This window comes from Bradyrhizobium sp. AUGA SZCCT0182, from assembly GCF_018130185.1.
Taxonomy (GTDB): Bacteria; Pseudomonadota; Alphaproteobacteria; order Rhizobiales; family Xanthobacteraceae; genus Bradyrhizobium.
Window position 1 is genome coordinate 249,874 of the sequence record NZ_JAFCLY010000001.1, and the last position, 24,560, is coordinate 274,433.

The following is a 24,560-nucleotide window of genomic DNA, read 5'->3' on the forward strand; positions in this document are numbered from 1 at the left end:
GTATACTGCACCGCAAAATAGCGACGTAGGTTTTGGTACGGATTTTGCGGTACGCAACTTGCAAACGATTGATAGGCCCGAAGGGCTCGGTCGTTGGGGGTCAGGAGCAACAAAGTGGCAGGGCGGCAGCGGATAGACCGCGTCAGGCGCCAATACAATCAATGGGTTGCCAACCAGACGCTGGAAGACTACGCGCTGCGCTTCACCGCCAAAAGCGCGCGGCGATGGTCCGCCGCCCGCGTTGCCAACACCGCGCTCGGCGCCATCTCCTTCCTGGCGCTGGAAGCAATCGGCGGCACCATTACGCTCAACTACGGTGCCACCAATGCGGTCGTCGCCATTCTGGTCGTCAGCGTCATCATCTTCCTCTGCGGACTGCCGATTGCCTATCACGCCGCCAAATGCGGCATCGACATCGACCTGCTGACCCGCGGGGCCGGTTTCGGGTATATCGGCTCGACCATCACGTCGCTGATCTATGCCTCCTTCACCTTCATCTTTTTCGCGCTCGAGGCGGTCATTCTCGCCAGCGCGCTGGAGATGTGCTTCGGCATCCCGAGACCGATCGGCTATCTCATCAGCGCGGTCGTCATCATTCCGCTGGTCACGTACGGCATCACGTTGATCAGCCGCTTCCAGCTGTGGACGCAGCCGATCTGGATCATCCTGCACATCCTCCCTTTTGTCGCGATCGCCTACGCCAACCCGCAGTCGTTTACGGAGTGGCGGAAGTTCTCCGGCGAGCACGGCGCCGCCGGCGGGAATCTCGATCTGCTGTTGTTCGGCACCGCCGCCTCGGTGGTGTTTTCGCTTGTGGCGCAGATCGGCGAACAGGTCGACTTCCTGCGGTTTCTGCCGCGCGACCGTCGGACCTCGCGGACGTCGTGGTGGATCGCGATGCTCAGCGCCGGCCCCGGCTGGATCATCTTTGGCGCGCTCAAACTGCTGCTGGGCTCGTTCCTCGCCTACTTTGCGCTCAGCCACGGCGTTTCCACCGAGCATGCGGCCGAGCCCGCGCACATGTATCTCGAAGCGTTCCGTTATGTGCTGTCGCAGCCCGATCTGGTGCTGGCGCTGACCGGCACCTTCGTCATTCTCTCGCAGATCAAGATCAACGTGACCAACGCCTATGCCGGCTCGATCGCCTGGTCGAATTTCTTCTCGCGGCTGACCCACAGCCATCCCGGCCGCGTGGTCTGGCTCGTCTTCAACGTGCTGGTGGCGCTGCTGCTGATGGAAATCGGCGTCTACAAGGCGCTGGAGCAGACGCTGGCGCTTTATTCCAACGTCGCCATCGCCTGGGTTGGCGCGCTGGTCGCCGATCTCGTCGTCAACAAGCCGCTCGGCTTGCGTCCGCAGCACATCGAGTTCAAGCGCGCGCATCTCTACGACATCAACCCCGTCGGCGTCGGCGCGATGACGATCGCGACCATCGTTTCCATCAGTGCGTTCTACGGCCTGTTCGGACCGACGCCGAAGGCGCTGTCGGCTTTCGTCGCGCTCGCAGTCGCCTTTGTCACCGCGCCGCTGATCGCCTGGGCGACCGACGGCAAGTATTACATCGCGCGCAAGCCGAAGCGGAGCTGGCAGAACCTCGAAGCAATCCAGTGCTGTATCTGCGAGCATTCATTCGAGCCCGAGGACATGGCCTCCTGCCCGGCCTATGCCGGCCCGATCTGCTCGCTGTGCTGTTCGCTGGACGCGCGCTGCCACGATCTCTGCAAGCCGCATGCGCGGATTCAGGCGCAGATATCGGACACGCTGGGCAAGATGCTGCCTGAACCGATCTACGCGCGGATCAACTCCCAGGTTGGGCACTATCTCGGCGTGTTCGCGGTTTCCGCAGGGCTGGTCGGGTTGACGCTCGCGCTGATTTACCTGCAGACGTCAGCGACGATTCCGCTCGACGATCTCCAGCTATCCGACGTGCTGTGGAAGGTGTTCTTCGCGCTCACGATCATCATCGGCGTGGTGGCCTGGCTGTTCGTGCTGGCGCAGCAAAGCCGCCGCGCGGCGGAAGCGGAAACCAGGCGGCAGACCACGCTGCTGATCCAGGAAATCGACGCGCATAAGCGCACCGACGCTGAGCTGCAGCGCGCCAAGGAAGTCGCCGAGTCCGCCAATCTGGCGAAGAGCCGCTACGTGGTCGGGTTGAGCCACGAGTTGCGCTCGCCGCTCAACGCCATCAGCGGCTACGCGCAGCTGCTGGAGCAGGATTCCAGCCTGCAGACAAAACCGCGCGATCAGGTGCGCGTGGTCCGCCGCAGCGCCGATCATCTATCCGGCCTGATCGACGGCATTCTGGACATCTCCAAGATCGAAGCCGGACGGCTCTATCTGTCGCGCGACGAAGTCCGTCTCAGCGATTTCCTCGATCAGCTGGTCGGCATGTTCCGGCTGCAGGCGGCCGCCAAGGGCATCGACTTCGTGTTCAAGCGCCCGGCGGTGCTGCCCGTCGTGGTCTTTGCCGACGAGAAACGGTTGCGCCAGATCCTGATCAATCTGCTGTCGAACGCCATCAAGTTCACGCAGGCCGGCAGCGTGCACTTCGTGGTGCATTACCGCAGCCCGGTGGCGGAATTCGAAGTGATCGACACCGGCCCCGGCATTCAAGCCGGCGATCTCGAGCGTATTTTCGCACCGTTCGAACGCGGCGCGCTCGGGGTTTCGCAGCCGCAGACCGGTACCGGTCTCGGCCTGACCATCAGCCGGTTGCTTGCCGGCGTCATGGGCGGCGACATCAAGGTGACCAGCACGGTCGGTACCGGCAGCAACTTCCGCATGAAAATCCTGCTGTCTGAGGTCACCAACCCGACGCAGATCGCACCCGTCGGAGCGCCGATCTTCGGCTATCACGGCCCGCGCAGGACGATCCTGATCACCGACGACGATCCGACCCATCGCGATCTCTTGCGCGAGGTGCTGACGCCGCTCGGCTTCATCCTGCTCAGCGCACCGGACGGGCCCGCCTGCCTGGCGTTGGCCCAGCATTGCCGGCCCGATCTGTTTCTGCTGGATATCTCGATGGCCGGCATGGACGGCTGGACGGTGGCGGAGACGCTGCGCGCGACCGGACACCATCAAGCCCGCATCCTGATGGTATCGGCGAGTGCGCTGGAAGCACACGGCGCGCCGCTGGCGCAGCCGTTTCACGACGGCTATCTGATGAAACCGATCGACATTCCCAAGTTGCTGGAAACCATTCGCCAATTGCTCAAGCTCGAGTGGGACTACGAAGCCTATCAAATTATCGTTCCCCACTGGAAGCCCGAGACCGGTTCGCGGCCGTCGGTACAGCATATCGAGGAACTGATCGGCCTCGGGCAACTGGGTTATATCCGCGCCATCCAGCTCAAGCTCGATGAAATCGGCAACGATTTCCCTGAACATGCCGACTTCGTCACGCAAATGCGCGCCTTGATCGACCGCTTCGATCTCGATCAATACATGGCGACCCTGAAGACGTTGCACAGCTATGATCATTGATCCCAAAAAGCGCGACGTCGCCCTCGTCGTCGACGATTCCCCGGAGACGCTGCGTCTGCTCACCGACGCGCTCGATGGTGCCGGCATGACCGTCATGGTCGCACTCGACGGCGCCTCGGCGATGCGGATCGTCGACCAGATCACGCCGGATATCGTACTGCTCGATGCCGTGATGCCCGGGATGGACGGCTTTGAAACCTGCAGACGGCTCAAGCGCGATGCGGGCCTCGTCAACGTTCCCATCATCTTCATGACGGGCCTCGCGGAAACCGAACACATCGTTCGCGGGCTCGAGGCCGGCGGCGTCGACTATGTGACAAAACCGATTGCGATCGAGGAGATGCTGGCGCGGATTCGGGTGCACCTGGCCAACGCCCGGCTGACGCAGAGCGCCCGCACCGCGCTCGACGTTTCCGGCCGCTATCTGCTGGCGGTCAGCGGGCAAGGCAAGATCCTGTGGGCGACGCCGCAGGCACAGAAGCTGTTGTCGGCAACGCTCACCGCCAATGCCGACGACGAACTCGTGCTGCCGGAGCCGGTGCCGCGATGGCTCGAGCAGGCGCAGGAAGGCAAGGCCGCCTCGAAGGCCGCGACGGCGTCGTTTCCCGGCAATGAGCAGCTCCGGCTGCACTATATGGGCAAGACCGGTCCCAGCGAATTCCTGCTGCGGCTCGCCAAGGACGCCAGCGCCGGTACGGCCGCCGAATTCTCCAGCGAGCTTGGGCTGACCACGCGCGAGGGCGAAGTGCTGTCATGGCTCTCCAAGGGCAAGACCAACCGCGACATCGCACAGATCCTGGGCCTTTCGCCCCGCACGGTGGATAAGCACCTCGAACAGATCTATTCGAAGCTCGGGGTGGAAAACCGCACCGCGGCGGCGGCGATCGCAGTCAAGGCGAGGGACCTGAAGTAGCGAACTGGAGTTCCCACGGGCTTACCCGTTCACGAGCATCCCGTGGTGGGTGTTCAACAGCGACCTGCCGTTCAGCAACGCGGTTGAAGTGCAATCGTCTTTTCGTTGACGATCGATGGCCAGCGTTCGCCCGCTCGAAGTTGGTACTTGGTCCGTGTTTGCACAAGCTAAAACCTGGTCCGAAGAGATAAGGCAGGCCATCTGCTGCTCGCGACCGCTGCTTGCCTTGCCAAAGCGCGGGAAAAACGCAAAATTCGCGCGGTTCGGAGTTCATTCGGAGAATAATTGCGATGTCTATTTTTTCTATCAGGACTGCTCTCCTTGCCATCGCAGTGTCTGCTTCGTCTCCTTCCAGTGCAGCTACTTTGTCCGCGCAGTCAGAATTGTTGTGTAGCCCGGAAGGCTTAATGCGTTTAATCCCTCAGTTTAATGCAAATGGGAAATTCACAATTCCTGATCCCAATACCGACTTGCAGACATTCCTTTCAGCGCAACAAGGTCTTTCAAATGCGATTGACATGATCCTGGCTCAACAAAACATAAGCCAAGATCCGTCTGACGTCGGAAGCCTTCCATCCCGGCCGTTAGTATTCGCAAGCAACTGGCTAGCTAGTGAAGTAGGAATACAGACAGATGGAACAAATTTGAATTCTCCTGAGAAAGGAGGAAAATTTGGTGGTAATCGCGTTCAGTCGTTTTTGACCGGACTTACTCCTGTGCCTTTGTCGCAAGGAAGTATGTATGTCATCAAGCAATCAAAGCCGGCCTATCCGGCACTTGTTTACCCGATGCCGACGAGCCACCCTTGCGTGAACAGGCTTGTTTTAGGCGCTTACAATACTGCCGGCTCCTGGCCGACCCCGACATATGCTCTTGGCAAGTATCAGCTGGATAACAATGGTCTCCCAATGCGCGACAAACCATTGGTTACCTACTTGATCGTCAATATTTGTCTCGATCTTGGCAAGTCAGCGTTCATTAAAAAACAATCAGTGTTACGCCCAAATGCAATGATCATTCTGGCGCTTCATTGGCCATGCGAGGGCTCAGAATGCGCTAATAATGGAATTGGCCATCAACATTGACTGCTGAATGTCCGCTGTAGGTCATCCGCGGAAGTCAAAGCACGCATCGGCGAGGTCCGCTCTCCCCGCGTCATCGCCAGCCCGGCTGTTCAAGTCCGAAAGCGCCAAATCCGGAAGTAATCACCTCGCTCGCAGTTCCGCCTCAGACCGCTTCCGTCCATCGTCGGCAACGTCACCTTGTGGCCTCAAGCCACAGCGCCCTCGATCGGTGAAAACGGCATGCCGAGGCTTCTGGCCACCGGCTCGCAGGTCAGCCGGCCCCGGTAGACGTTCAGACCAGCGCGCAAATGCGGATTCTCCAGCACGGCCGCAAATCCCTTGTTGGCGAGCGCCAGGCCAAAAGGCAGCGTCGCGTTGTTCAGCGCCTGGCTGGAGGTCAGCGGAACAGCGCCTGGCATGTTGGCGACGCAGTAGTGGATGACGCCCTCCACCTCGAAGGTTGGATCAGCGTGGGTGGTCGGGTGCGATGTCTCAAAGCAGCCGCCCTGGTCGATCGCGACATCCACGATCACAGCCCCCTTGCGCATCGAACCCAACATATCCCGCGTCACCAGTTTCGGCGCGCTCGCGCCCGGGACGAGCACCGCACCGATCACGACGTCGGCGGCGAACACCTCTTCCTCAATGCTGTCGATGGTCGAGAATTTTGTCCGAACACGCCCCTCGAACAGTTCGTCCAGCTCGCGGAGCCGGCCTATCGAACGGTCGAGAATGGTGACCTCGGCGCCGAGGCCGACCGCCATGCGTGCCGCGTGCGTCCCGACGACTCCGCCTCCGATCACCACGATACGGGCCGGCTGGACGCCCGGCACGCCCCCGATCAGCAGGCCCCGGCCTCCCGCATGCCGCCGCAAGGCCGCGCCGGCCGCTTCGATCGCAAGCCTGCCCGCCACTTCGCTCATCGGCGCCAGCAGCGGCAGGCCGCCATGGGCATCCGTCACGGTCTCATAGGCGATCGCGGTGCATCCGGACTCGATGAGGCCCTTGGCCTGGTCCGGATCGGGCGCCAGGTGCAGGTATGTGAAGAGAATCTGGTCTTGCCGCAATTGCGACCATTCCGAAGCTTGAGGCTCCTTGACCTTGACGATCATCTGGCTGGACGCAAACACCTCGCGGGCGGAGTCCAGCACTGTAGCGCCAGCCTTGCGATAAGCGTCATCCGTCGCGCCGATGCCGCCGCCGGCATTGGTCTCGACCACGACGCCGTGCCCCGCGGCCACATATTCGCGAACGGCCCCCGGCGTCAGACCGACACGGTATTCGTGCGTCTTGATTTCCCTGGGCACCCCGACCTTCATGGCAACCTCCGCTGTATGGCACGCCTCTTTTCTAGGAGGGAACCGCGGTTGTTTCTCGGCAAACTTGCGCACATACCGGAAAATAGTGCAGAAATTCAACGAAATTTGGCACTATGGCGCAGGATTTTAAACATATGGACCACGACAAGATCGACATGACCATTCTCGCCGAACTCAGCGCCAACGCGCGGGTCAGTCACACCGAGCTGGCCGACCGGGTCGGACTTTCGAGCACCGCGATCGCGCGGCGGCAACGCGCGCTGGAAGACGAAGGATATATCAGAGGCTATCAGGCCATCCTTGATCCGGGCCGGTTTGGCCTCAACACGACCGTGCTGGTCAGAATCGCGCTCAACAGCCAAAGCGACGAGGCGCTGAAATCGTTCGAAGCCGCCGTCGTCAACTGTCCGTCAGTGATCCGCACTTTTCTGATGTCGGGAAACGACGACTATCTCCTGATCGTGCTGGCGCGCGATATCGAAGACTTCGAGAGAATTCACCGGACCGAACTGTCGCGCCTGCCGCTTGTCTCACGCATCCAGTCGAATTTCGCCCTTCGCGAGATCATCGATCGCGCGGTCCCCCCGGCGATCTTCGGAAAACCGGGGCGTCCAGCACGGAAGCAAACCAGAAAATAGGCCGGCGATTGACGAGCGGAAAGGAAAATTGAGGCCGCCCCTGCCGGCAAAGATCGACCGCAAATCTCATGGACGGCCTTCGGATCAATCAGCCATCAATCAGCCTTCAATCAGCCTTTTCAATCAGCCTTGGAGGGATTGAGCTTCGGCAGCGTTTCCACGATCTTCTGCTTGCCATCGATAATTTCGGCCAGGAAGCTTGCGCGGTCGATGTCGCCTTTCTGGTCCCAGCTCGCCTCCATCAGCATCCCCGGCGCATTCGCGGGCGTCAGCGACAGCCCCTTCATGGCGGCGCCAAATGCCTTGCGATCGAACTTGCCGATCTTTTCGGTGACGTATTTCACCAGATAGACGGCGGTATAGCCCTTGATGCCGTTGTGATCGGGCCGGTAGTTATAGCGCTGGCTGAACTTCCTGGTGAATTCCTCGATCGCGGGGATCGGCGCATCCGCGCTGAGGCCGACATGGCCGCGCGCGCCGTTTGCGGCGGGACCCGCGAGATCAACCACCTTCTGGCTGAGGAGCGTGGTCTCCCCGAACAGCGGCGTGGCCAGGCCCTGCCGCTTCGCCTCGATCAGGAAACGGGCGCTTTCCTCCTCGTTGCAATAGACGAAAATGGCGTCCGCCTTTGCGCCCTTCAGCTTGATGACATCGGAGCCGAAATCGACCTGGCCCTGCTCGGTGGAAAGGTCCACCACCACCTCGATGCCGCGCGCCTTCATCTCCTTGGCGAAACTGTCGCGGCCGCCTTTCCCGAAATCATTGTTGACCCAGACCAGCGCCACCGACTTCACCTTGAGGCGGTCATGCAAATAGTTAGCGATTTTCGGCATGCTGATCTGCTGGCCGAAGGCGGTACGGAACACCCAGGGGTTGCCTTGCAGGGTGATATCGGCGGCCTCGGCGCCCACGATCTGCGGGACTTCGGCCTGCTGCGTCAGCGCCATGTTGACCTTGACCGAACCGGAGTAGATCGGCCCCAGGACGACATAGGGATCGCGGTCGAGAACCTTCTGGACCTGCGCGCGCGAGACGCCCGGATTGCTCTGGGTGTCGAGGTGCTCGGTCTCGATCTTGCGGCCCAATATGCCGCCGGCCTTGTTGATCTCGTCGATCGCCAGCACGACACCGTCACGCCAGTTCGTTCCCGACACCGCGCCCGCTCCGGACAATTCGATGACGTTGGGAAGATAGACCGTCGATTGCGCGTGGACGTGGGAGGTCCACAATGACGCAACGATGGCAGCGCAGCTCAGGTACCGGAAATGACGCATGACGATCTCCCTCTCATTTGCTTTATCTTGATTGATCTGTCCCGCCGCCCGCGAAGCCAAGCAGCCGCGCAGGCGTCCGCCACAACAGTCGTTGCTGATCGTCCCGGTCCGGAAACAGCCGGCTCAGCACCGCGAGCAGCGGCCCATAATCCAGGCGTTCGGGCGCCCGCAGAAACGGCCAATCCGATCCCCAGACACAACGATCGAGCGTGAATGCCTCGACCAGCGCAGCAATGAACGGCCACGCATCCTCGTAAGGATGTGGCTGCCGCGAGAACTTGTAGTAGCCCGACAGTTTCACATAAGCGTCGCGCTCCCGCCCGATCGCCAGCAGCGCCTGGAAAGCCGGCTGCATTAACCCATGCTCGACTGCAGGCCGTCCGCAATGATCGATCACCAGGCGAACCGTCGACTTTTCGATCAGCGGCAGCAGCGCGAGCAACTGATCCTGCTCGACCTGGATCTGCAGAAACAGCCCGAGCTCGACCAGCTTTTCCAGCAGCGGCGCCGTGTTGCGATAATAACCCGTGCCGTGAAACGGGACATTGAAGGCGACCCCGACGATTCCGGCCGCCTTCAGCCGTTCCAGCTCCTGGATGCCGACATCATTCTCGACGACCGCAACACCCTTGAACCGGCCATCACCCAGCTTGATCGCATCGAGCAGAATGCGGCTGTCGGTCCCGTAGCCGGAATTCGTTCCGACGATCAGTGCGTACCTGACATCGAAGGCGTCAAGCACGCGAACGAGGTGCGCCGCAGGGGCGATCTCCTGCCCGCTCGGACGATAGGACGTATCCGCCGCATAGGGAAAGCGAACCGGATCGATGGCGTGAATGTGGCAGTCGATCTTGTTGCCCGTCGGTATCGTCATCGCCGAAAAACTCCTCCGACGGCGCCTTAGAAGGTGGCGTGAACGGCCTTCACGAGCGCCGGCGTGACGTCTGGGAGAACGCCGAACCAGGCCTTGAATGCCAGCCTCGCCTGATTGAGCAGCAGGCCGAGCCCGTTCACCGTCACGCAGCCGCGCTGCCGCGCCTCGGCCAGAAACGGGGTTTCGAGCGGCGTATAGATCAGGTCGGCGACCATGGCGGCGGGCGCCAGTCGCGCCAGGTCGACATCGAGTGCCGGCTTGCCGATCATGCCCTGGTCCGTGCAATTGATGAGCAAGGCAGGCTCGGCCATGGCGGCATTGCGGTCCGCCCAGGCGATGGCGGTGACAGCGCCGCCGAACTCGCTCGCTATCGCCTGCGCTTTCTCTGCAGTGCGGTTGGCGATCTTGATCTGCCGCGCACCGTTCTCCAGCAGCGCCACGACCACGGCCCTTGCCGAACCGCCGGCGCCGAGCAGAAGGATCGGCCCCGCGTCCGCCTGCCAGTCCGGCCTGGCGTCGCGCAGGCTCTGCACGAATCCGTTGCCGTCATTGTTGAAGCCGCTCAGCGTGCCGTCTGCTTCGACGACGATGGTATTGACGGCGCCGATACGCCGCGCGGTTTCGTTGACCCGGTGCAGCAGCGCCATCGCCGTCTGCTTGTGCGGCATGGTCACGTTGCAGCCGCGAAAGCCGAGGGCAACCAGCCCCGGCAACGCCTCCTTCAACCGCTCGGGCTCGACCGCGAGCGGCACATAGGCGCCACGGATGCCGTGAGCATTCAACCAGAAATTATGAATCGTCGGCGATCGCGAATGGGCGACAGGCATGCCGATGATGCCAGCCAGTCCGAAGCCGTTTGGGGTCGACATGCTGCGATGTTGTCCTTCAGTTGGTTATGTCGCAGGAACCCGCACACGCGTCGGATGACCCCGAGGCGATCGCGTCGCTGATTGGGCAGTCATCGGGTGGTGGCTACCGCCTTTTGGAACGCCCCAGCTGTCCGACTAGTAAGCGGAATGGCTACCGCGCGCAACTCAAATCCCACTATGGCAAAACCAAATTCGCATTATGAAATAATCCGGCGGGCTGCGCGGGTGGGTACGAAGGGTAGCTGACCGCTGGCGGCGGGGACGACGGCACATACGGCCTCTAGTACGGCGCAGGTAAACGCTTCAACGCAGGTAGACCCATGCGCGGCGGCTGGCCACCGGCAATGGCCCGCCGCCGTTGCGTAAAACCCCTCGCGCGAGGATTGCCGTCTCGTCAGGCCCGGCGCCGTCGAGAAAGACTTTCACCGCGGTGCGGGCGCGCAAATCGATCTCGGAAAGCGTTGGTATCGCGCCGAGCTGAAGCACCGCTTCCAGGTGAATGTTGCCATAGAGCATGCCGAGAAACTGGCGGGCGCCGGCTTCGCAATCCGCTAGATCGATCTCGCCGGCCTGCTTCGCTCTTGCGAGAATTTTTGTCAGGACGGCAATGGCCCGCTTTGGGCCATGCTGCGCGTAGACCCGTGTCGCATTCGGGTAGCGGTCCGCTTCGAGGATGGCGGTGTAACAAACCTCCAGCAAGGCCGGCGTCATCATCGTCTCGAGAAGATTGCGCCCGATGATGATGAGCAATTCCCTGAGCGGCAGCGAAAGCTGGTCGGCATTGACACTCAGTGCATTGGACGAGTATTGGCTGACGACCTTGGCGAACTGCTCGACCAGAAGCTGTTCCACGTTCTCGCGCCGCGTTGTCTTCTCGCGGAGCAGTTCCTTGTAGAGACCGTGCGGCGTCCATGTCCAGCTCGGCCGCCCAAGCACGAACGCCGTGATGACAGCGCAATTCGACCAGCCGCGCATCTGGCTTGCTTTACCCGGGACCTGCTCGCGGACGCGAAGGATATCGCCCGTCCCACCCCACCGCAGAAATTTGACGGCATCGGCCGGCGGCAGGATCGTCACCATCATGCGGGTCCACCACGGCTCCACGAGCAGCCAGCTCCCGGTGTTCGTCGGCCGCATGGCAAAGACGTGCTTATGCTTGTGATGGACGAACCGATGCCACCATTGCCGTTTCAGGCCGGGGACGAAGCAAACGATCCAGTCGACGGGCTCGACCGTCACCAGCGATCCATGCTCGTCGGCGCAGTTGGCCAAATCCGACGGGACATCGTCGACGACCTTCAGGCTTGATGGGCTGTCGCTGCTCCGCGCCAGCCAGGACTGGCTCGCACGGGCAGTATCATATGGTGCGTTCATATCTGGCGCTCCTCGCGCTTGCACATCCATGCAGGAACCTTTCAACGCTGGCCTTGACGCGGTCGGCGGCTGACCCGTTCTGGCTCGTCACGGGATTCAGCATCAATGCCTGGTAGAGCGGCTCCCTCAGCAGTCCCATCAATTGCTCCGCGCATACCTGCGCGTCCGATATCGACAGGATCCCTCTTTCATTGGTGTCCGACAGAAACTCCCGCAGCCTCCGTGTGACGATCTCCGACCCTGCCTCGTACACCCGCTTCTTGAGAGAAGGGTTGCGCGCACCTTCGGCCATCATCATCCGGATGAACCCGACCAGGGTGGTCGAATACTCTCGCGAGGCAACGAGTCCGAAGGCGACAAGGGTATCGCGTACATCGTCAAGGGTATTTGGACGTACCCTCCTCACCAATGGCTGCGATATGAACAGGGCTTCGTGCTCGGCAACCGCGACGACGAGATCGTCGATACTTTCGAATGCCGACCAGATATCTTCTTGCGAATATCCGCTTCGATGAAAAATTCCATTGAGGTCGGCGAGCGTATCGCAGGGATCAGCGAGCGTCCCGCTGATCGCCGACACGATGTCGGAGCGAATGTCCGGCCTCGATTCAGCATTATCTGCTCGAGCAGACGCGGGACGTCTCATGTTAGGCACATGGACCACATTGGCGGGCTGCTCGTCGACGGGGTCAAGGACCGGCTGCGTCCGGACCTGCGGATCCACGTGTCGGCCGCCGAGGTCAAGTTCTGGGAGGCGCCCGAGCCAGCGCCGCAAGAGATACGTCCGCATCGCTGTCCGAGCGCAGGCGTTCGATGGCGCGGCGCAATGCCGTGGGCGCGAGGCCGCCTATGGTCGGCTGCAACGCGATTGGCGAGCCAATGTGCGCAGCCAAGAGGTGAGTGGCCAGGAGGTCTGTCAGCTGTTGCCTGAGCAGGGCATCCAGTGCGGCACTGCCTCCAATCATATCCGCCGCGCTCAAGAGCAATCGGGACGCGGTGAGGTCGGGATGTCCCGTCCTTTCCAGGAGATCGCCGGGAGCGGCCATATCGGCTTCGCCGGCGACGCGTTGCAGCGTTGTGGGCGGAAGATAAAGCTGAACGACATTGACGGGGCCGGGAATATCCCATCGGGCGCTTGAGCCGGCGGGAATGATCGTCACAACCCCGGAACGCGCCGTTCCGATCGCAACTGATCTTCCCGAGCGTCGCTCTAGCTGTTGCAGGCCGGTCGGGTAAGTCATGATGACGTGATCAGCCATGGGCTCGACGACGTCATGCAGCGCATTGTGCTTCCAATGCGCGATCGCTCCACTGGACGGATCGGAAGCCAGGCGCAGCGGAGCGGTCTTGAGCACGCGCGCCATCTCCACACCGGCAGGACGCCGGTCGGCATTCGGCAAATCGCGCTGGTGCGCCTTGGAAGCGTCTGGCTGATTCTTCTGCGAAAAATAGCGCGAAATTGGCTTGCAGCTCATGACTTGTCCTCGCCATTGAGGGCGGTCTGTTACCCGCAGAGCGTTCGCTGTTATCGCGTACGCCGTCTCCACTCGCCCGGTGTTTCGTTGGTCAGCTTCCGGAATGCGGCGGCGAACGCGGTCTGGGAGGAATAACCAAGCGCGGCTGCGATCGAGACGACGGATTCGTCAGTGTCGCGCAGCATGTTCATGGCCTGCTCGAGCCGGTGCTGGCGCAACCAGGCATGGGGTGAAAGCCCGGTGCTTTCCTTGAAGGAACGGCAGAAGTGGAAGCGCGACAGCCCGGCATCCGAAGCCAGCGCCGCGAGCGAGACGTCCGCGTCGCTGTCCGAGCGCAGGCGTTCGATGGCGCGGCGCAGCACCGACGGCGACAGCCCACCCAGGGTCGGCTGGAACGTGGTTGGCGAGCCGGTGTGCGCAGCCAACAGGCGCGTGGCCAGCAGGTCCGTCAGCTGATGCCTGAACAGCGTATCCAGGGGCCCATTGCCTTCCATGGCATCGGCCGCGGTCAGGAGCAATCGGGATGTAATGGGGTCCGGATGCCCCGTTCGCTCCAGCAGATCGGTTGGTGCGGCGATGTCGGCTTCGCGGGCAACGCGATCGAGCATTGTGTGCGGAAGATAGAGCTGAACGACATCAACGGGCTTCGGAATATCCCATCGGGAGCTCGATCCTTCCGGGATGATGATCACGACCCCGGGACGAAACGTTCCAATCGCAACCGAGCTTCCTGTCCGGCGCTCCACGCGCTGCATCGTGCCGTTGTAGGCCATGATGACGTGATGGGTCATCGGCTCGACGACGTCGTGCAATGGTTCATGCTTCCAGTGGGCGATCCCGGCACCGGAGGAATCCAGAGCCATGTGAAAGGGCGTGGTCCCAAGCACGCGCGCCATCTCCGCATCGGCAGCACGCCCATCGGCATTCGGCAAGTCGCTCCGGCGCGCTTCAGACGCGGCCGGCAGATCCTCCGAAGGTTCGCGCAAGTTCGGCTTGCTCATGGTCTCGTGCTCACTTTAGCCATTGTCTCTTGTTGACCTATAGGATGATGGCAAACGCCGAGTGACGGTATCATGCGGCGCGTCTGATCCCGCTGGCCCGGCGGGTAGATCAACCTGTACCTTGGGATAGGTTGGCTGGGACGTGTGTTAAGCCGCAGACAATCGCGTCATGCGGCCGCCGTGCTCGGCAATGCTGAGGTTGGGAGGCTCAGTTCGTCATCAGTCCCGGCATCCGAACTAATCGGAATCGTGAATTGAAACGCCGCACCGCTTGGGGCGTTTGCTGCCGCCCACAATCGTCCTCCGTGATCCTCGACGATCGAACGGCAGATGGAAAGTCCCATCCCCAGGCCGCTCGACTTCGTGGTATAAAATGCCTCGAAGGCTCGCTCGATCGCCCCCTCCGACAGCCCCGGGCCAGAGTCTCGCACCGCAACGAGAATAGCATCAGCTTCAACCCGGGTGCTGATCAGCAACTCCCGAGGCTCGTCGCTTATCTGGCTCATCGCCTCGACTGCGTTTACGATCAAGTTCAGCATCACCTGTTGAATCTGGACCCGACTGCCCTGAATGACAGGTAAACCCTCCGCAAACTGAGTCCGCAATTGAACGCTGTTTTTCGACACTTCACCGCGCGTCAATCCGATAACTTCCGAAATCGTTTCATTGATCTCCAGGCTGTCCTTTCGCGTCGGCTCCTTCCTGACCAATGCGTGCGTCCGGTCGACAACTTCAGTGACACGCATGCCGTTCAGCACGGCTCGGTCTATTGCCTTCTTCGCCCTCTCGACATCCGGCTGCTCGCGAGCGAGGAAGCGCTGAGCGGTTTGGGTATTCAGGAGCGCGGCCGTGATCGGCTGCTTGACCTCATGCGTAATGGACGCCGTAAGCTGCCCCAAAGTTGCCAGCCGATTGGCGTGGGCCAATTCCGTCTGCATGCTGCGGAATCGCCGCTCACTCTCACGCGCTTCCACTTCTGCCCGTCTGCGCTCGGTCAGATCGAGCACAAACGCGACACCCTGGCTGTCTGTCGCTTCAAGGGTCGCGATGCCGATCAACACTGGAATACGGCTGCCATCCTTCCGGATATACTCCTTTTCAAAAGGCTGCACGGCTCCCTTGTTTTTTACCTCGGACATCATCAACGCATCGCGATCACGCCATTCGGGAGGCGTCATGTCCGCCCAGCTCACGCGGCCGGACAGGAGATCGTGCTGATCATACCCAACGATGCGCAAATACTCGCTATTGGCATCAAGAATCCGCCCCTCGTCATTCCAGATGACGATGCCGATGATGTTGGCATCGACGAGGCGGCGAATTTTCGCTTCACGTTGCTCAATCTCCCGCTGCGTGGTTGCAATGGATCTCAAGTCCGCCTGCAGCACGTCGCGCCACTGCAACAGCAGTCTGAGATAGAGATCGCTGTATCCGTTGCTCTTCCTGTCAAGAACACAAATCGTTCCAAAGATCTCGCCATCGGGCCAACTGATCGGCACGCCGAGGTATGAGATCATGCCCAGCTTGATGTCAGGGTTGGATTTCCACGCTTCATCCTGCAGGGCGTCCGGGACGATCAATGGTCGACGGGTGTTCATTACAGTCTCACAATAGAGTCCTGTATTGAGACACGCGGCCTCGTTCGGTTCGTAAGGATTTTCCTTGGACTCGCTGGAAACGAGGACTTTGATGTTTGGCGGCTCTACCCTCATGATCAAGGCGGAGGGGACATTCACAATATCGGCCAGAAGATCTGCGATCTCCTGCCATTTTCGCATGATGTCCGCGGGTACCTGCATATTGTGGAGCATGTCAGTCCACCTCGACACGCATGTCTGTTGCGCGCAAATCCTCCGAACGTGATCCCACGTCAGATGCGAAATCGGATAACGCCATCCCGGACGGGAGTGTGAAGGATTGTTCGCGGCCGCCCGGGGCGGCTTTGTGGACAGGACTAGCCATCGGAAGGCCTCTGCCCATCGCAGTCAGGGCCACAGCCGGCGTGCCTCAGGGCGGACTGCAGGTAACGAAAGAGGACGTCGCTGCTTACCGGCTTGGTCAGGTATGCATAGGCCCCACCTCTCATGGCGCGAGATCGGGTCGCCGGATTGGTGTCAGCCGTGACGATAATGACCGGCATCGCGGAACGGAGACTCCGCAAATGCCGCAGCAGGTCAAGCCCGCTATGGCCCGGCATGCTCACGTCGGTAATCAGGCAAGCGAACCGGTCAGGGACATATTCCGCCATGAAGGCCTCCGCTCGATCGAAAGTGCGACACGATAGATCCAGCACCATAAGGAGGTCGGAAAGGGCCTCCCGAACAGCTTCGTCGTCATCTACGATTGCGACCAGGGGCGCTTTGGACAAGCCGATAACCTTCGCTAGCGTGGCCGGCTGACCACACTCTCGTCTCGCCCATTGCTGGCCGGGTCGTAACCATCCTTTGGTCTAGGGTGATTTTTGCTCCCGGATCTCCGCAGGCAGCAGTTCCCAGATGCGAATGAGCTGCCCGACGGATGTGGCCTGCATCTTCTTCGTCACGTTGCCACGGTGGAGCTTGACGGTGATCTCGCTGATGCCGAGATCGAACGCGATCTGTTTGTTGAGGCGGCCCCTTGCCACTTCACGCATGACCTCGCGTTCGCGCGGCGTCAACTTCGCGTAGCGGTCGACGTGCAGCTTGACGTGCCGGGCGGCGGTCCGTAGCGAAACGTCCTTCTCGATTCCGGCTGTGACGGCGTCGAGCAGCGTCTGGTCCCGGACGGGCTTTGTAAGGAAGTCAATGGCGCCCGCCTTCATCGCCTGCACGGTCATCGCGATGTCGCCATGACCGGTGAGGAAAATGATCGGTCTCGTATGACCGTTCAAGGCGAGATGATGTTGAAGATCGAGGCCGCTTGCGCCGGGCATCCGAACATCGAGGATCAGGCAGCCCGGCCGCTCCGGAAGATCGGCCTGCAACAGTTCCTGTGTCGATCCGAAGCAACATGCGTCGATTCCTACCGACAGCAGAAGTTCTCGAATTGCGAACCGGACGTCCTCGTCATCGTCCACGATCAGGACGAGTGGGCGATCCATATTGTCGGCAGCCATGCTCATGGGTAATTGGGGCAAGGTTGGTAGGGCGGATGAGCGAGCAAGTGCGGTGGTGGCAAGCATTGCTTAGTCTCCTAATCGCTACTGCCCCGTTGCCTGTCGCGGTCGTTCAACTTGAGTCGATCGTTCGGGGCGTGTTCTAAACTCCGTACAAGTACGGCGTCTTTCCTAAAGCCGCCGTCCTTTGTCGGAACCTGCTCCAAGCGCGCAATCGTGATACTAAGGGCTGAGACGCCGCGGACGCGTGCCCCGGTGATCAAGCAGGAAAATCATTGACTTTGCTCCGAAAATCACCTTCCCGCGATCGTGCCGGTTGATGTCGCAACAGCTTCGCGTGTTACGAGCAAGCCTAGACGATCGCTCGCTGATATCAGATAATCCGGCGCGACCTCGCGATACGATGATGACCTGCCTGGTCCAATTCCGCGCATGAGACCGAACCAGATGATACAGACGGGCGCCTTCGGGCAGAGGCTCGGGCAAATCCTGCATTTGAAGGATGCGCCGCCGTCGCTGATGACGCGGTCACTGCGCGGTGTGCAGCTCGCATTCACTGAAACCCGAAATGACAACCCCGTGCCGGGTCTTTCCGGTTCGTTCGCGCTGGAGGATGCTTTTCTCGTCAGCCTGAAACTTCACGATTTCCCGGACTGCGAACTCTGGGAGAATGGCAAATGCGTGATGAAGGCGGATGTTCCGGCGGGGACGACATATCTGTACGATCTCAAGCGCGATCCCCGCTATGTGATCGACAAGCCATTCCACTCCCTGTTTTTCTACCTGCCGCGCTCCGCGCTCGACAGCCTCACCGAACAGTCCCGCACGCCTCGCGTCGGTGAACTCGCCTGTGATCTTGGTGTCGCCCATGATGACGCGGTCATCCGTCACATTGGCGCCTCGCTGCAGGAAGGCTTGCGCCGGCCGGGCGAGACCAATCAGCTTTTCGTCGATCACATGATGCTCGCCCTCACCGCACACGTCGCGCAGGCGTATGGCGGACTGCGTCCCGACGCCAAGCCGACCCGCGGCGGCTTGGCGCCGTGGCAGGCGAGGCGCGCCTGTGAAAGAATCGAGTCCGATCTGGGCGGGAAAATTTCATTGCAACAAATCGCGGCCGAGTTTGATCTGTCGGTCAGCCATTTTTCACGGGCTTTTCGCAGCTCCACCGGCTTGCCACCGCACCAATGGCTGCTTCGCCAACGGGTGAAGGCGGCCAAGCAGTTGATGACCGTCCCCGACCTGTCGCTGTCCGAGATTGCGATATCGGTCGGGTTCGCCAATCAGAGCCACTTTACGCGGGTGTTTTCGGCCGCGGTCGGCGTCAGCCCGGGAGCGTGGCGCCGCGAAGCGCAAAATGCCCCGGAAACCGAGAACTGATCCAGGCCAATGTCGGGCGTAGCGGATCAGCGACGCTTCCCCAGTGAGATGACGTAGGCGGCGCGGCGCGCCGCAAAGATCTCGTCGGGCGGATGAGCGATGCCTTCGGCGAGAGTTGCCGGACTGAAGATGGAGGCGTCGCACGCCTCGTCCGCTTCAACACCGGTGATGACGATCGTGCCCAGCCGCACCGTTTCGCGGGCATCCTCATCCGGCCATCGGATGGTCACGTCCATGACGGGATCGTCGGGGCGGTCGAGCAGCGCCATCACATTGAGCCGGACATCGCCTTTGGCGATCCGGTTCTTGAGGTCGTCGTAAAGGAAATCGGCAGACTTCGCCCTCGCCTGATCCCCGGTCAGCGTGACGTCTGCGCCGACTGGCGCGACCTTGAACTTGATAAACCGCGTCTCGCCTTTCGAACTCGTCGCGGGAAAGGCGTGCACGCCCCAATAGGTCGTGCCCGCAAAACTCCCGGGCAGCGGAAGCGCGGCGATGTAGTTGGCCTGATGCAGCGTTTCGGGATTGGCGGCGGAGAATGCCTTGACTTTCTTCATGTTCGGCTTGCCGCTGGGTCCCGGCATGCGCGCCTTGAGGTAAGCCAGCATCTGGTCGAGCGTCCTCGCAAAATGCACCGGAGCGCTTTGCAGGAGCATGTGCGAACGATGATCTTCGCCGCCGAGCCTGAAGCTGAAGCCGCGCAGCCCGCGGTTGTCGGTATCCGCTGCTTTCGAATCGCCGCCGCTCACCGAGAAGCGCGCCAGCACGCGTGATGGCTTTGTGAAGCTTTGCGATCTCGTTATTTCCGGCGCCCGGTCCGACGGAATATAGGTGCCGCGAACGCATCGGCCCTCGGCAAAGCTCGCGCGCGCCTTTGGCGGATGACCGGCTAGCGCGTCCAGGGCGTCGACGATGGACGCGGGTGTGGCCGCGCCGGCTGGGAACTGGACCACGGCGGGACCTTGGGTTTGAGCACACGGAGCGCATTTTAGGCGCTGTGCAAATCGGGCGTCTTTCCTAAAGCGACCATGTATTGTCCGATCCTGCGCCCCATCCCCACTGCACGGGCTCATTCACCCTAGACCAGGGGACTAGAAGCACGCACCCCTCGTAGGGTAGCGCAAACGACTCCATGCGACGCATCCTCAGTGCCATCGCGTCAAGAAAATGGAGAGGACGATGCAGGTAAGCGAGCGGCGGCAAGCAGCGGAGAAGCCTGTTTCATTGCCGGATCGGTGTCGGGATAAAGTCCTTTCGCGCGGCTCCCTGCCGACTTCTCCGGCCGCGATCCTGCCTGACTTCATCGGCAAGAACCATAAGTGCTTAGCCGGGCAGTCCGATGCGATCAACGATGGCAAGCTGGCCTATGCCAGCTGCCATGCGACGGAGGCGGAGGAAAGCATCTCCGACGAGATACTTCTCAAGAGCGTTGCGGAGGGCGACAAGACCGCGATGCACATCATGTTCGCCCGTCATCGCGCCAGAGTTCTTCACTTCATCCAGCGCACGGTCCGTAATCCGGGCATTGCCGAGGATCTCGTCAGCCAGGTATTCCTCGATGTCTGGCGTTCCGCGAACAGGTTCGAATATCGCGCGCGGGTTTCCACATGGCTGCTCTCGATTGCCCGTTTCAAGGCGATCAACTCGCTGCGAGAGCGCATTCACGAGAGCATCGATCAGGATGATGTGCACGGAATCGCAGATGCCGGTGACACGCCGGAAATCGCGCTTGATCGAAAGGAAACCAACGGCATTTTGCGCGCGTGCATCGCCCAGCTGTCTCCAGCCCATCGCGAAATCATCGACATGGTCTACGATCGCGAGAATTCGCCCGCTGAAGTGAGCGAAATGCTCGATATTCCTCTTGCCACCGTGAAGAGCCGAATGTTTTACGCGCGCAAGCAACTTGCGAGCATGCTCGTGAATGCCGGTTTCGAGGTCCCGACGTCAACAAGGCGGGGAAAGCAAAGTCATCTGGCGGCTTGCATCTAAAGAGCGGGCACAGCTATCGGCAATTGATGGGCCTTCCGCGGCCGGCCCCCTTGCGACACGTTAAGGGAGGCAGGTTCGAGCGGCGAACATGACGCGGCGACGCAGCAATTGCGGCCGGGAACGCTGCTATCGCGATCAACCACTCGGCAAAGCCGTTGACATTCCAGCGCATTGTCAAAATACTCGGCCATAACAAAGAAAAATCGATGGGAGGACACGATGCCCACTTCACGCAGAACACTGCTGAAGACTTCTGCGGCTGCGGCCGCTGCATTCAGCTTCGATTGGACACGTGCCCAGGCGCAAGCCGAAACGGTACGCATCGGCCTGATCTACGACTTGACCGGCCCCTTTGCAGCCGGCGGATCGGTTGCCTCCTCGATCGGCGCGCAGATCGCCATCGATCTCGTCAACGAAAAGGGCGGCATCGGCGGCAAGTACAAGGTCGCCGCCGTCGCCGCCGATTCCCAGAGCAAGCCCGAGGTCGCGATCAACGAGGCGGTGCGCCTGATCGACCAGGAGAAGATCGACATCATCAACGGCGTCTATGCGAGCTCGCATGCGGTGCCGCTCGCGGCCAAGGTCGAGCAGCAGAAAAAGATCCTCTGGATCACGACCGCGGTCTCGACCGCCGTGTTCAAGGACAAGAACCTGCAATACGTCTTCCGCGCCCAGATTCATTCCGATCAGTACGGCCAGGCCTTCGCCGGCTTCATCGCCGAGCATGCGAAAGCAAAGCTCGGGATGGAGCCCAAGGACGTCAAGGTCGCGCTGATCCACGAGGACGGACCCTATGGCGTCGGTGTCGCCGCCGCCGACGAGGCCTATTCCAAGGAGGCCGGCCTTCAGGTCGTGCTCCGCGAGGGCTATTCGGCGTCCGCTCCCGACCTCTCGGTGCTGGTGACCAAGCTCAAGCGTGCGAGGCCCGACGTGATCTCTCACGCGGGATACAATCCTGACATCACGCTGTTCCTGCGCCAGGCGCGCGAGAACGGCCTCAAGTTCAAGATGCTGTTCGGGGCCGGCGCGGGCTACAGCCAGCTCGACAAGCTGCGCGCCACCTTCGCCGCGGACATCGACAATTTCTGCAACATCGATCCGGTGCCTGCGCAACTGCTCGATCCGACCAAACTGGCGCCCGGCATCGGCGATCTCACCAAGACAATGATCACACGCTACAAGGAGAAGACCAACGCGACCGACGTGCCGCCGCACTGCTCGATGGGCTTCAACCAGACCTGGATCCTGCTCAACAGCGTGCTGCCCGTCGCCAAGGACAAATACGGCGGCTTCAATCCCGATGCCATTCGCAAGGCCGCGCTCGACGTCGACATCCCGCCGGGCGGCACGATCCAGGGCTACGGCGTCAAATTCTTTCCGCCGGGCACGCCGCTCGCCGGTCAGAACGAGCGTTCGACCCCGGTCGTGATGCAGAATGCCGGTGAGCACATCTCGGTGGTTTGGCCTACCAATATCAGGACGCAGGACCCGGTGTTTCCGCTGCCGAAATCGTCGGTCTACGCGGCGTAGCGTATTTGATCGTTCGGTGGCTTCGTCAAGGGCGCTCGGCGCGGGGTTGCTCGCCCGCGCCGTGCTCGCGAGCGATGAAATCCTCGAGCCATAGCGATTCATTGCCCTCGACGGGAACGCGCGTCGACTGCAAGGGTCTCGTCCAGTTGCACGCTTGTGGGTGATAAAAAACCTCTCGACCACCCTTCGCCAGGATCGCGAAAAAAACATAGCGCTGCCCAGCTTGAAAGAAGAACTCGCAGTCCAGCGTTGCGTAGACGTCCATTAATTTGATGGTGCGAGCGAGCCGTTCACCGCCTTTCCACGCGCGCTCGACCTCGATGAGCCATGCGTGCTGGTCCGCGCGGACAACCTTGCCGGCAAACACGTATTGGGCGCGGTCAAAGCCGGCTTCGGGAGAGACGGGATCGCAGGAACATGCATATGCAGCGCCCGCGCCCCACATCCAAGAGCTAGCCAGGACAAGCAGCCTCGTCAGATTCGTCATCGGAACCTCCAGGCAGCCCGCAGGAAGCGGGGCGTGGGAGATCATCAACTCACAGCGTGACGCGACGGCCCTCTTCGGCGGCCCAATAGCCGGCGTAGTTGACCTTGATCGTCTCAAAGGCCAGCGCGAGATCTGAGAGTGGCTGCCTCCCCGTCGCGACGCACTCCATGAAATCCTGGATTTCCTGCAAATAGCCGCGCGTCCATTCTTCCTCGAGGCAGACATATTGCCAGCCGGTCTTGCGATCGACCTTTTCGGTGATGTAGACGCTCGCGAGTTTTTCCTCTGATGTCTGGTAGCTCATCATGTGCGTGTTCGGCGTGATGTTGGCGAACAGCGCGCCGCCGCTGGTATAGGTTTCGATCAGATTGCGCACGCCGCCCGCGATCATGTCGCCGGAAAATATCGTCGCCTTGGTGCCGTCGGAGAAAGTCGTGGTGAGCGTACCCCAGTCTTCGACGTCGACCGGATTGGACTTGATGACGCCGCGTTCGTCCGGCCGCAGGCACGCCGCAACGTTGCCGACGTCGCAGCTGACGCTGGCGACGCTGATCGTCTCACCCCGTGCTTTCGCCTCGACCTGCTTGAGATAAAGCACCGCCGAAAGCGGGTGGCACCCCATCCGGATCAGCGAACCGCCGCCGGTCATCGCCCATTGCGCGGCATGCGCCGCATGCGAGCCGCTGTGGCTCTCCTCACCCTTCATGAACAGGATCTTGTCCCCTGTGGCGCGGAGGATCTCCACAGTCTTGGTCACCGCCGGCGCATAGATCCAATCCTCCGCATACATGAACAGCTTGCCGGTCTTCTCGATCGCCGCGCGCGTGCGCTCCATTTCCTCCAGCACGCGCTTGTACATCAACGCTTTCGGCACATGCTTGCCGATGGGCGCCCTGTCGCCGTCCTGCCCGAAATAGCCCGCGAACGGCTTTTCGCAGACGACATGTTTGCCGGCCTGCATCGCCTCGACGATCATCGAGGCGTGCAGATTGGGCGGCGTGCAGATGTCGATGACATCGAGCTCGCCATCGGCGATCAAATCGCGAAAACTGCGATACGCCGTCGGGATCTGGTGCCGGCGGGCGAACTCAAGGACATGATCGCCCCTCGCCGCGACGGCCCGGACCTCGACATCCAGGCCGTAGACGCGCTTGTACGCATACATATGCAGCTCGGACACAAAGCCGCAGCCGGCCAGACCGACCCTGATCTTTGCCATGATACCTCCAGGAGTCTTCTCTAGCCGGCAGTAATTCGGCCCGCTAGCCCCCCTTCGACGTTGGCGGTTCGTAAGGGCAGACCATAGTGAATTTGAGGGTGGGCTCTCCGCCCATGGCAGTCCATTCTATCTTGAGGTCGTGGGCGGCTGGATCTTTAGCGCCAGCCTCTTTCACCTCGACCGCGATAACGATTTGGATCGGCGGTACCGAGTTAAAACACTTTCGAATCACGGCGTCGGCCAGATCGCACTTTGTAGCAGGCACCGCGGCATCGTCCGGCGAGAGCTGCAGCTTATTGGGTTGCGTCGCGAGACTGTCTCGGGCCGCCAGCATCGATTCCTGCCAAAGTTCGTAGGTCTTTCCGGGCCATTTATCCCGCGGCGTCAGGACGGGCTGATATTCACCCCACTTCATGGTCGCCAGGCTAATGCTTGCATGACCTTGCAGCGTCTTGACGCTCTCCTTCATGGCGCTGGTCGTGTAGTTTTTGTTCATAGCGTCAATAAATTTCGGGTTCTGATAGAACCCGGCAAAAAAGCTCTTCTCAGCCATTGTCACCTCCACTTTGTT

21 protein-coding genes and 2 pseudogenes are annotated in these 24,560 nt (G+C 61.1%); 8 read left to right on the forward strand and 15 right to left on the reverse strand.

Going from position 1 to position 24,560, the window contains the following annotated elements:
• The first annotated feature begins 114 nt into the window (after positions 1-114).
• From JQ611_RS01125 to JQ611_RS01135, 3 genes are all read left to right on the forward strand, one after another.
• Positions 115-3,486, forward strand: a complete 3,372-nt coding sequence (locus tag JQ611_RS01125; RefSeq protein ID WP_212464298.1) for an ATP-binding protein — start codon at positions 115-117, stop codon at positions 3,484-3,486.
• A complete protein-coding gene (locus JQ611_RS01130) occupies positions 3,476-4,399 on the forward strand; it encodes a response regulator transcription factor (RefSeq protein WP_212266064.1) in 924 nt (307 codons plus the stop codon). Before JQ611_RS01125 ends, JQ611_RS01130 begins: the two co-directional genes overlap by 11 nt.
• Before the next feature lie 290 nt (positions 4,400-4,689).
• Positions 4,690-5,484, forward strand: a complete 795-nt coding sequence (locus JQ611_RS01135; RefSeq protein WP_212266063.1) for a hypothetical protein — start codon at positions 4,690-4,692, stop codon at positions 5,482-5,484.
• 185 nt (positions 5,485-5,669) lie between these two features.
• Here the strand turns inward: JQ611_RS01135 and ald are convergent, their stop codons facing one another.
• Entirely contained in the window at positions 5,670-6,782 is a 1,113-nt protein-coding gene (gene ald / locus JQ611_RS01140; protein ID WP_212266062.1) for an alanine dehydrogenase, read from the reverse strand.
• A 134-nt stretch (positions 6,783-6,916) separates the two neighbouring features.
• Between ald and JQ611_RS01145 the strand changes: the two genes are divergently transcribed.
• Positions 6,917-7,420, forward strand: a complete 504-nt coding sequence (locus JQ611_RS01145; protein WP_212266061.1) for an Lrp/AsnC family transcriptional regulator — start codon at positions 6,917-6,919, stop codon at positions 7,418-7,420.
• A gap of 119 nt (positions 7,421-7,539) precedes the next feature.
• Here JQ611_RS01145 and JQ611_RS01150 read toward each other — a convergent pair whose 3' ends face one another.
• From JQ611_RS01150 to JQ611_RS42345, 5 genes are all read right to left on the reverse strand, one after another.
• Positions 7,540-8,694, reverse strand: a complete 1,155-nt coding sequence (locus JQ611_RS01150) for an ABC transporter substrate-binding protein (RefSeq protein WP_212464299.1) — start codon at positions 8,692-8,694, stop codon at positions 7,540-7,542.
• A 22-nt stretch (positions 8,695-8,716) separates the two neighbouring features.
• On the reverse strand, positions 8,717-9,568 hold the full coding sequence (locus JQ611_RS01155; RefSeq protein WP_212266060.1) for an amidohydrolase: 852 nt from the start codon (positions 9,566-9,568) through the stop codon (positions 8,717-8,719).
• Between the two features lie 26 nt (positions 9,569-9,594).
• Positions 9,595-10,437: a shikimate dehydrogenase gene (locus tag JQ611_RS01160; protein ID WP_212266059.1), complete on the reverse strand. Its 843-nt coding sequence runs from the start codon at positions 10,435-10,437 to the stop codon at positions 9,595-9,597.
• A 303-nt stretch (positions 10,438-10,740) separates the two neighbouring features.
• Complete coding sequence (locus JQ611_RS01165) at positions 10,741-11,811, reverse strand: TetR/AcrR family transcriptional regulator C-terminal domain-containing protein (protein WP_212266058.1); 1,071 nt, start codon at positions 11,809-11,811, stop codon at positions 10,741-10,743.
• Positions 11,795-12,457, reverse strand: coding sequence for a TetR/AcrR family transcriptional regulator C-terminal domain-containing protein (locus JQ611_RS42345; protein ID WP_283816716.1), 663 nt, complete (start codon positions 12,455-12,457; stop codon positions 11,795-11,797). The genes JQ611_RS01165 and JQ611_RS42345 overlap by 17 nt, the downstream gene beginning before the upstream one ends.
• A 6-nt stretch (positions 12,458-12,463) precedes the next feature.
• On the opposite strand from JQ611_RS42345, the pseudogene JQ611_RS01175 reads away from it, so the two are divergent.
• Positions 12,464-12,574, forward strand: a pseudogene (locus tag JQ611_RS01175) (MBL fold metallo-hydrolase); the annotation flags it as partial.
• Here JQ611_RS01175 and JQ611_RS01180 read toward each other — a convergent pair.
• From JQ611_RS01180 to JQ611_RS01200, 5 genes and pseudogenes are all read right to left on the reverse strand, one after another.
• A pseudogene (locus tag JQ611_RS01180) lies at positions 12,573-13,286 on the reverse strand (AraC family transcriptional regulator); the annotation flags it as partial. The pseudogenes JQ611_RS01175 and JQ611_RS01180 sit on opposite strands and share 2 nt — an antisense overlap.
• A gap of 50 nt (positions 13,287-13,336) precedes the next feature.
• The gene (locus tag JQ611_RS01185) at positions 13,337-14,287 is read right to left on the reverse strand and encodes an AraC family transcriptional regulator (RefSeq protein WP_212464301.1); all 951 of its coding nucleotides are present in this window, start codon (positions 14,285-14,287) and stop codon (positions 13,337-13,339) included.
• Positions 14,288-14,454: 167 nt separating this feature from the next.
• Positions 14,455-16,098 (reverse strand): ATP-binding protein, encoded by a 1,644-nt coding sequence (locus JQ611_RS01190; protein WP_249132828.1) that lies wholly within the window; start codon positions 16,096-16,098, stop codon positions 14,455-14,457.
• A 143-nt stretch (positions 16,099-16,241) separates the two neighbouring features.
• Positions 16,242-16,655 (reverse strand): response regulator, encoded by a 414-nt coding sequence (locus tag JQ611_RS42925; RefSeq protein WP_212390025.1) that lies wholly within the window; start codon positions 16,653-16,655, stop codon positions 16,242-16,244.
• A gap of 81 nt (positions 16,656-16,736) precedes the next feature.
• Positions 16,737-17,387 carry a response regulator transcription factor gene (locus JQ611_RS01200; protein ID WP_212464402.1) on the reverse strand — a complete coding sequence of 217 codons (651 nt, stop codon included), beginning with the start codon at positions 17,385-17,387 and terminating at the stop codon, positions 16,737-16,739.
• Between the two features lie 441 nt (positions 17,388-17,828).
• On the opposite strand from JQ611_RS01200, the gene JQ611_RS01205 reads away from it, so the two are divergent.
• The gene (locus JQ611_RS01205) at positions 17,829-18,761 is read left to right on the forward strand and encodes an AraC family transcriptional regulator (RefSeq protein ID WP_212464302.1); all 933 of its coding nucleotides are present in this window, start codon (positions 17,829-17,831) and stop codon (positions 18,759-18,761) included.
• A 26-nt stretch (positions 18,762-18,787) separates the two neighbouring features.
• On the opposite strand, the gene JQ611_RS01210 is transcribed toward JQ611_RS01205, so the two are convergent.
• Entirely contained in the window at positions 18,788-19,714 is a 927-nt protein-coding gene (locus JQ611_RS01210) for a catalase family peroxidase (protein WP_312011796.1), read from the reverse strand.
• A 391-nt stretch (positions 19,715-20,105) separates the two neighbouring features.
• Between JQ611_RS01210 and JQ611_RS01215 the strand changes: the two genes are divergently transcribed.
• The gene (locus JQ611_RS01215) at positions 20,106-20,753 is read left to right on the forward strand and encodes a sigma-70 family RNA polymerase sigma factor (protein ID WP_312011056.1); all 648 of its coding nucleotides are present in this window, start codon (positions 20,106-20,108) and stop codon (positions 20,751-20,753) included.
• Positions 20,754-20,972: 219 nt separating this feature from the next.
• Positions 20,973-22,283, forward strand: coding sequence for an ABC transporter substrate-binding protein (locus JQ611_RS01220; RefSeq protein WP_212266042.1), 1,311 nt, complete (start codon positions 20,973-20,975; stop codon positions 22,281-22,283).
• Positions 22,284-22,308: 25 nt separating this feature from the next.
• On the opposite strand, the gene JQ611_RS01225 is transcribed toward JQ611_RS01220, so the two are convergent.
• The 3 genes from JQ611_RS01225 to JQ611_RS01235 are packed head-to-tail and all read right to left on the reverse strand — an operon-like array spanning position 22,309 to position 24,542.
• Positions 22,309-22,770: a hypothetical protein gene (locus tag JQ611_RS01225; RefSeq protein WP_212464304.1), complete on the reverse strand. Its 462-nt coding sequence runs from the start codon at positions 22,768-22,770 to the stop codon at positions 22,309-22,311.
• A 49-nt stretch (positions 22,771-22,819) separates the two neighbouring features.
• Complete coding sequence (locus tag JQ611_RS01230; protein WP_212266040.1) at positions 22,820-23,989, reverse strand: Gfo/Idh/MocA family protein; 1,170 nt, start codon at positions 23,987-23,989, stop codon at positions 22,820-22,822.
• A 43-nt stretch (positions 23,990-24,032) separates the two neighbouring features.
• Positions 24,033-24,542 (reverse strand): hypothetical protein, encoded by a 510-nt coding sequence (locus JQ611_RS01235; RefSeq protein WP_212464305.1) that lies wholly within the window; start codon positions 24,540-24,542, stop codon positions 24,033-24,035.
• Positions 24,543-24,560 lie beyond the last annotated feature (18 nt).

Coding starts and splice junctions, on each gene's coding strand:
- JQ611_RS01130 (WP_212266064.1), top strand. CDS start 3,476: ATGATCATTGATCCCAAAAAGCGCGACGTCGCCCTCGTCGTCGACGAT.
- JQ611_RS01135 (WP_212266063.1), top strand. CDS start 4,690: ATGTCTATTTTTTCTATCAGGACTGCTCTCCTTGCCATCGCAGTGTCT.
- ald (WP_212266062.1), bottom strand. CDS start 6,782: ATGAAGGTCGGGGTGCCCAGGGAAATCAAGACGCACGAATACCGTGTC.
- JQ611_RS01145 (WP_212266061.1), top strand. CDS start 6,917: ATGGACCACGACAAGATCGACATGACCATTCTCGCCGAACTCAGCGCC.
- JQ611_RS01150 (WP_212464299.1), bottom strand. CDS start 8,694: ATGCGTCATTTCCGGTACCTGAGCTGCGCTGCCATCGTTGCGTCATTG.
- JQ611_RS01155 (WP_212266060.1), bottom strand. CDS start 9,568: ATGACGATACCGACGGGCAACAAGATCGACTGCCACATTCACGCCATC.
- JQ611_RS01160 (WP_212266059.1), bottom strand. CDS start 10,437: ATGTCGACCCCAAACGGCTTCGGACTGGCTGGCATCATCGGCATGCCT.
- JQ611_RS01165 (WP_212266058.1), bottom strand. CDS start 11,811: ATGAACGCACCATATGATACTGCCCGTGCGAGCCAGTCCTGGCTGGCG.
- JQ611_RS42345 (WP_283816716.1), bottom strand. CDS start 12,457: ATGAGACGTCCCGCGTCTGCTCGAGCAGATAATGCTGAATCGAGGCCG.
- JQ611_RS01185 (WP_212464301.1), bottom strand. CDS start 14,287: ATGAGCAAGCCGAACTTGCGCGAACCTTCGGAGGATCTGCCGGCCGCG.
- JQ611_RS01190 (WP_249132828.1), bottom strand. CDS start 16,098: ATGCTCCACAATATGCAGGTACCCGCGGACATCATGCGAAAATGGCAG.
- JQ611_RS01200 (WP_212464402.1), bottom strand. CDS start 17,387: ATGAGCATGGCTGCCGACAATATGGATCGCCCACTCGTCCTGATCGTG.
- JQ611_RS01205 (WP_212464302.1), top strand. CDS start 17,829: ATGATACAGACGGGCGCCTTCGGGCAGAGGCTCGGGCAAATCCTGCAT.
- JQ611_RS01220 (WP_212266042.1), top strand. CDS start 20,973: ATGCCCACTTCACGCAGAACACTGCTGAAGACTTCTGCGGCTGCGGCC.
- JQ611_RS01225 (WP_212464304.1), bottom strand. CDS start 22,770: ATGACGAATCTGACGAGGCTGCTTGTCCTGGCTAGCTCTTGGATGTGG.
- JQ611_RS01230 (WP_212266040.1), bottom strand. CDS start 23,989: ATGGCAAAGATCAGGGTCGGTCTGGCCGGCTGCGGCTTTGTGTCCGAG.
- JQ611_RS01235 (WP_212464305.1), bottom strand. CDS start 24,542: ATGGCTGAGAAGAGCTTTTTTGCCGGGTTCTATCAGAACCCGAAATTT.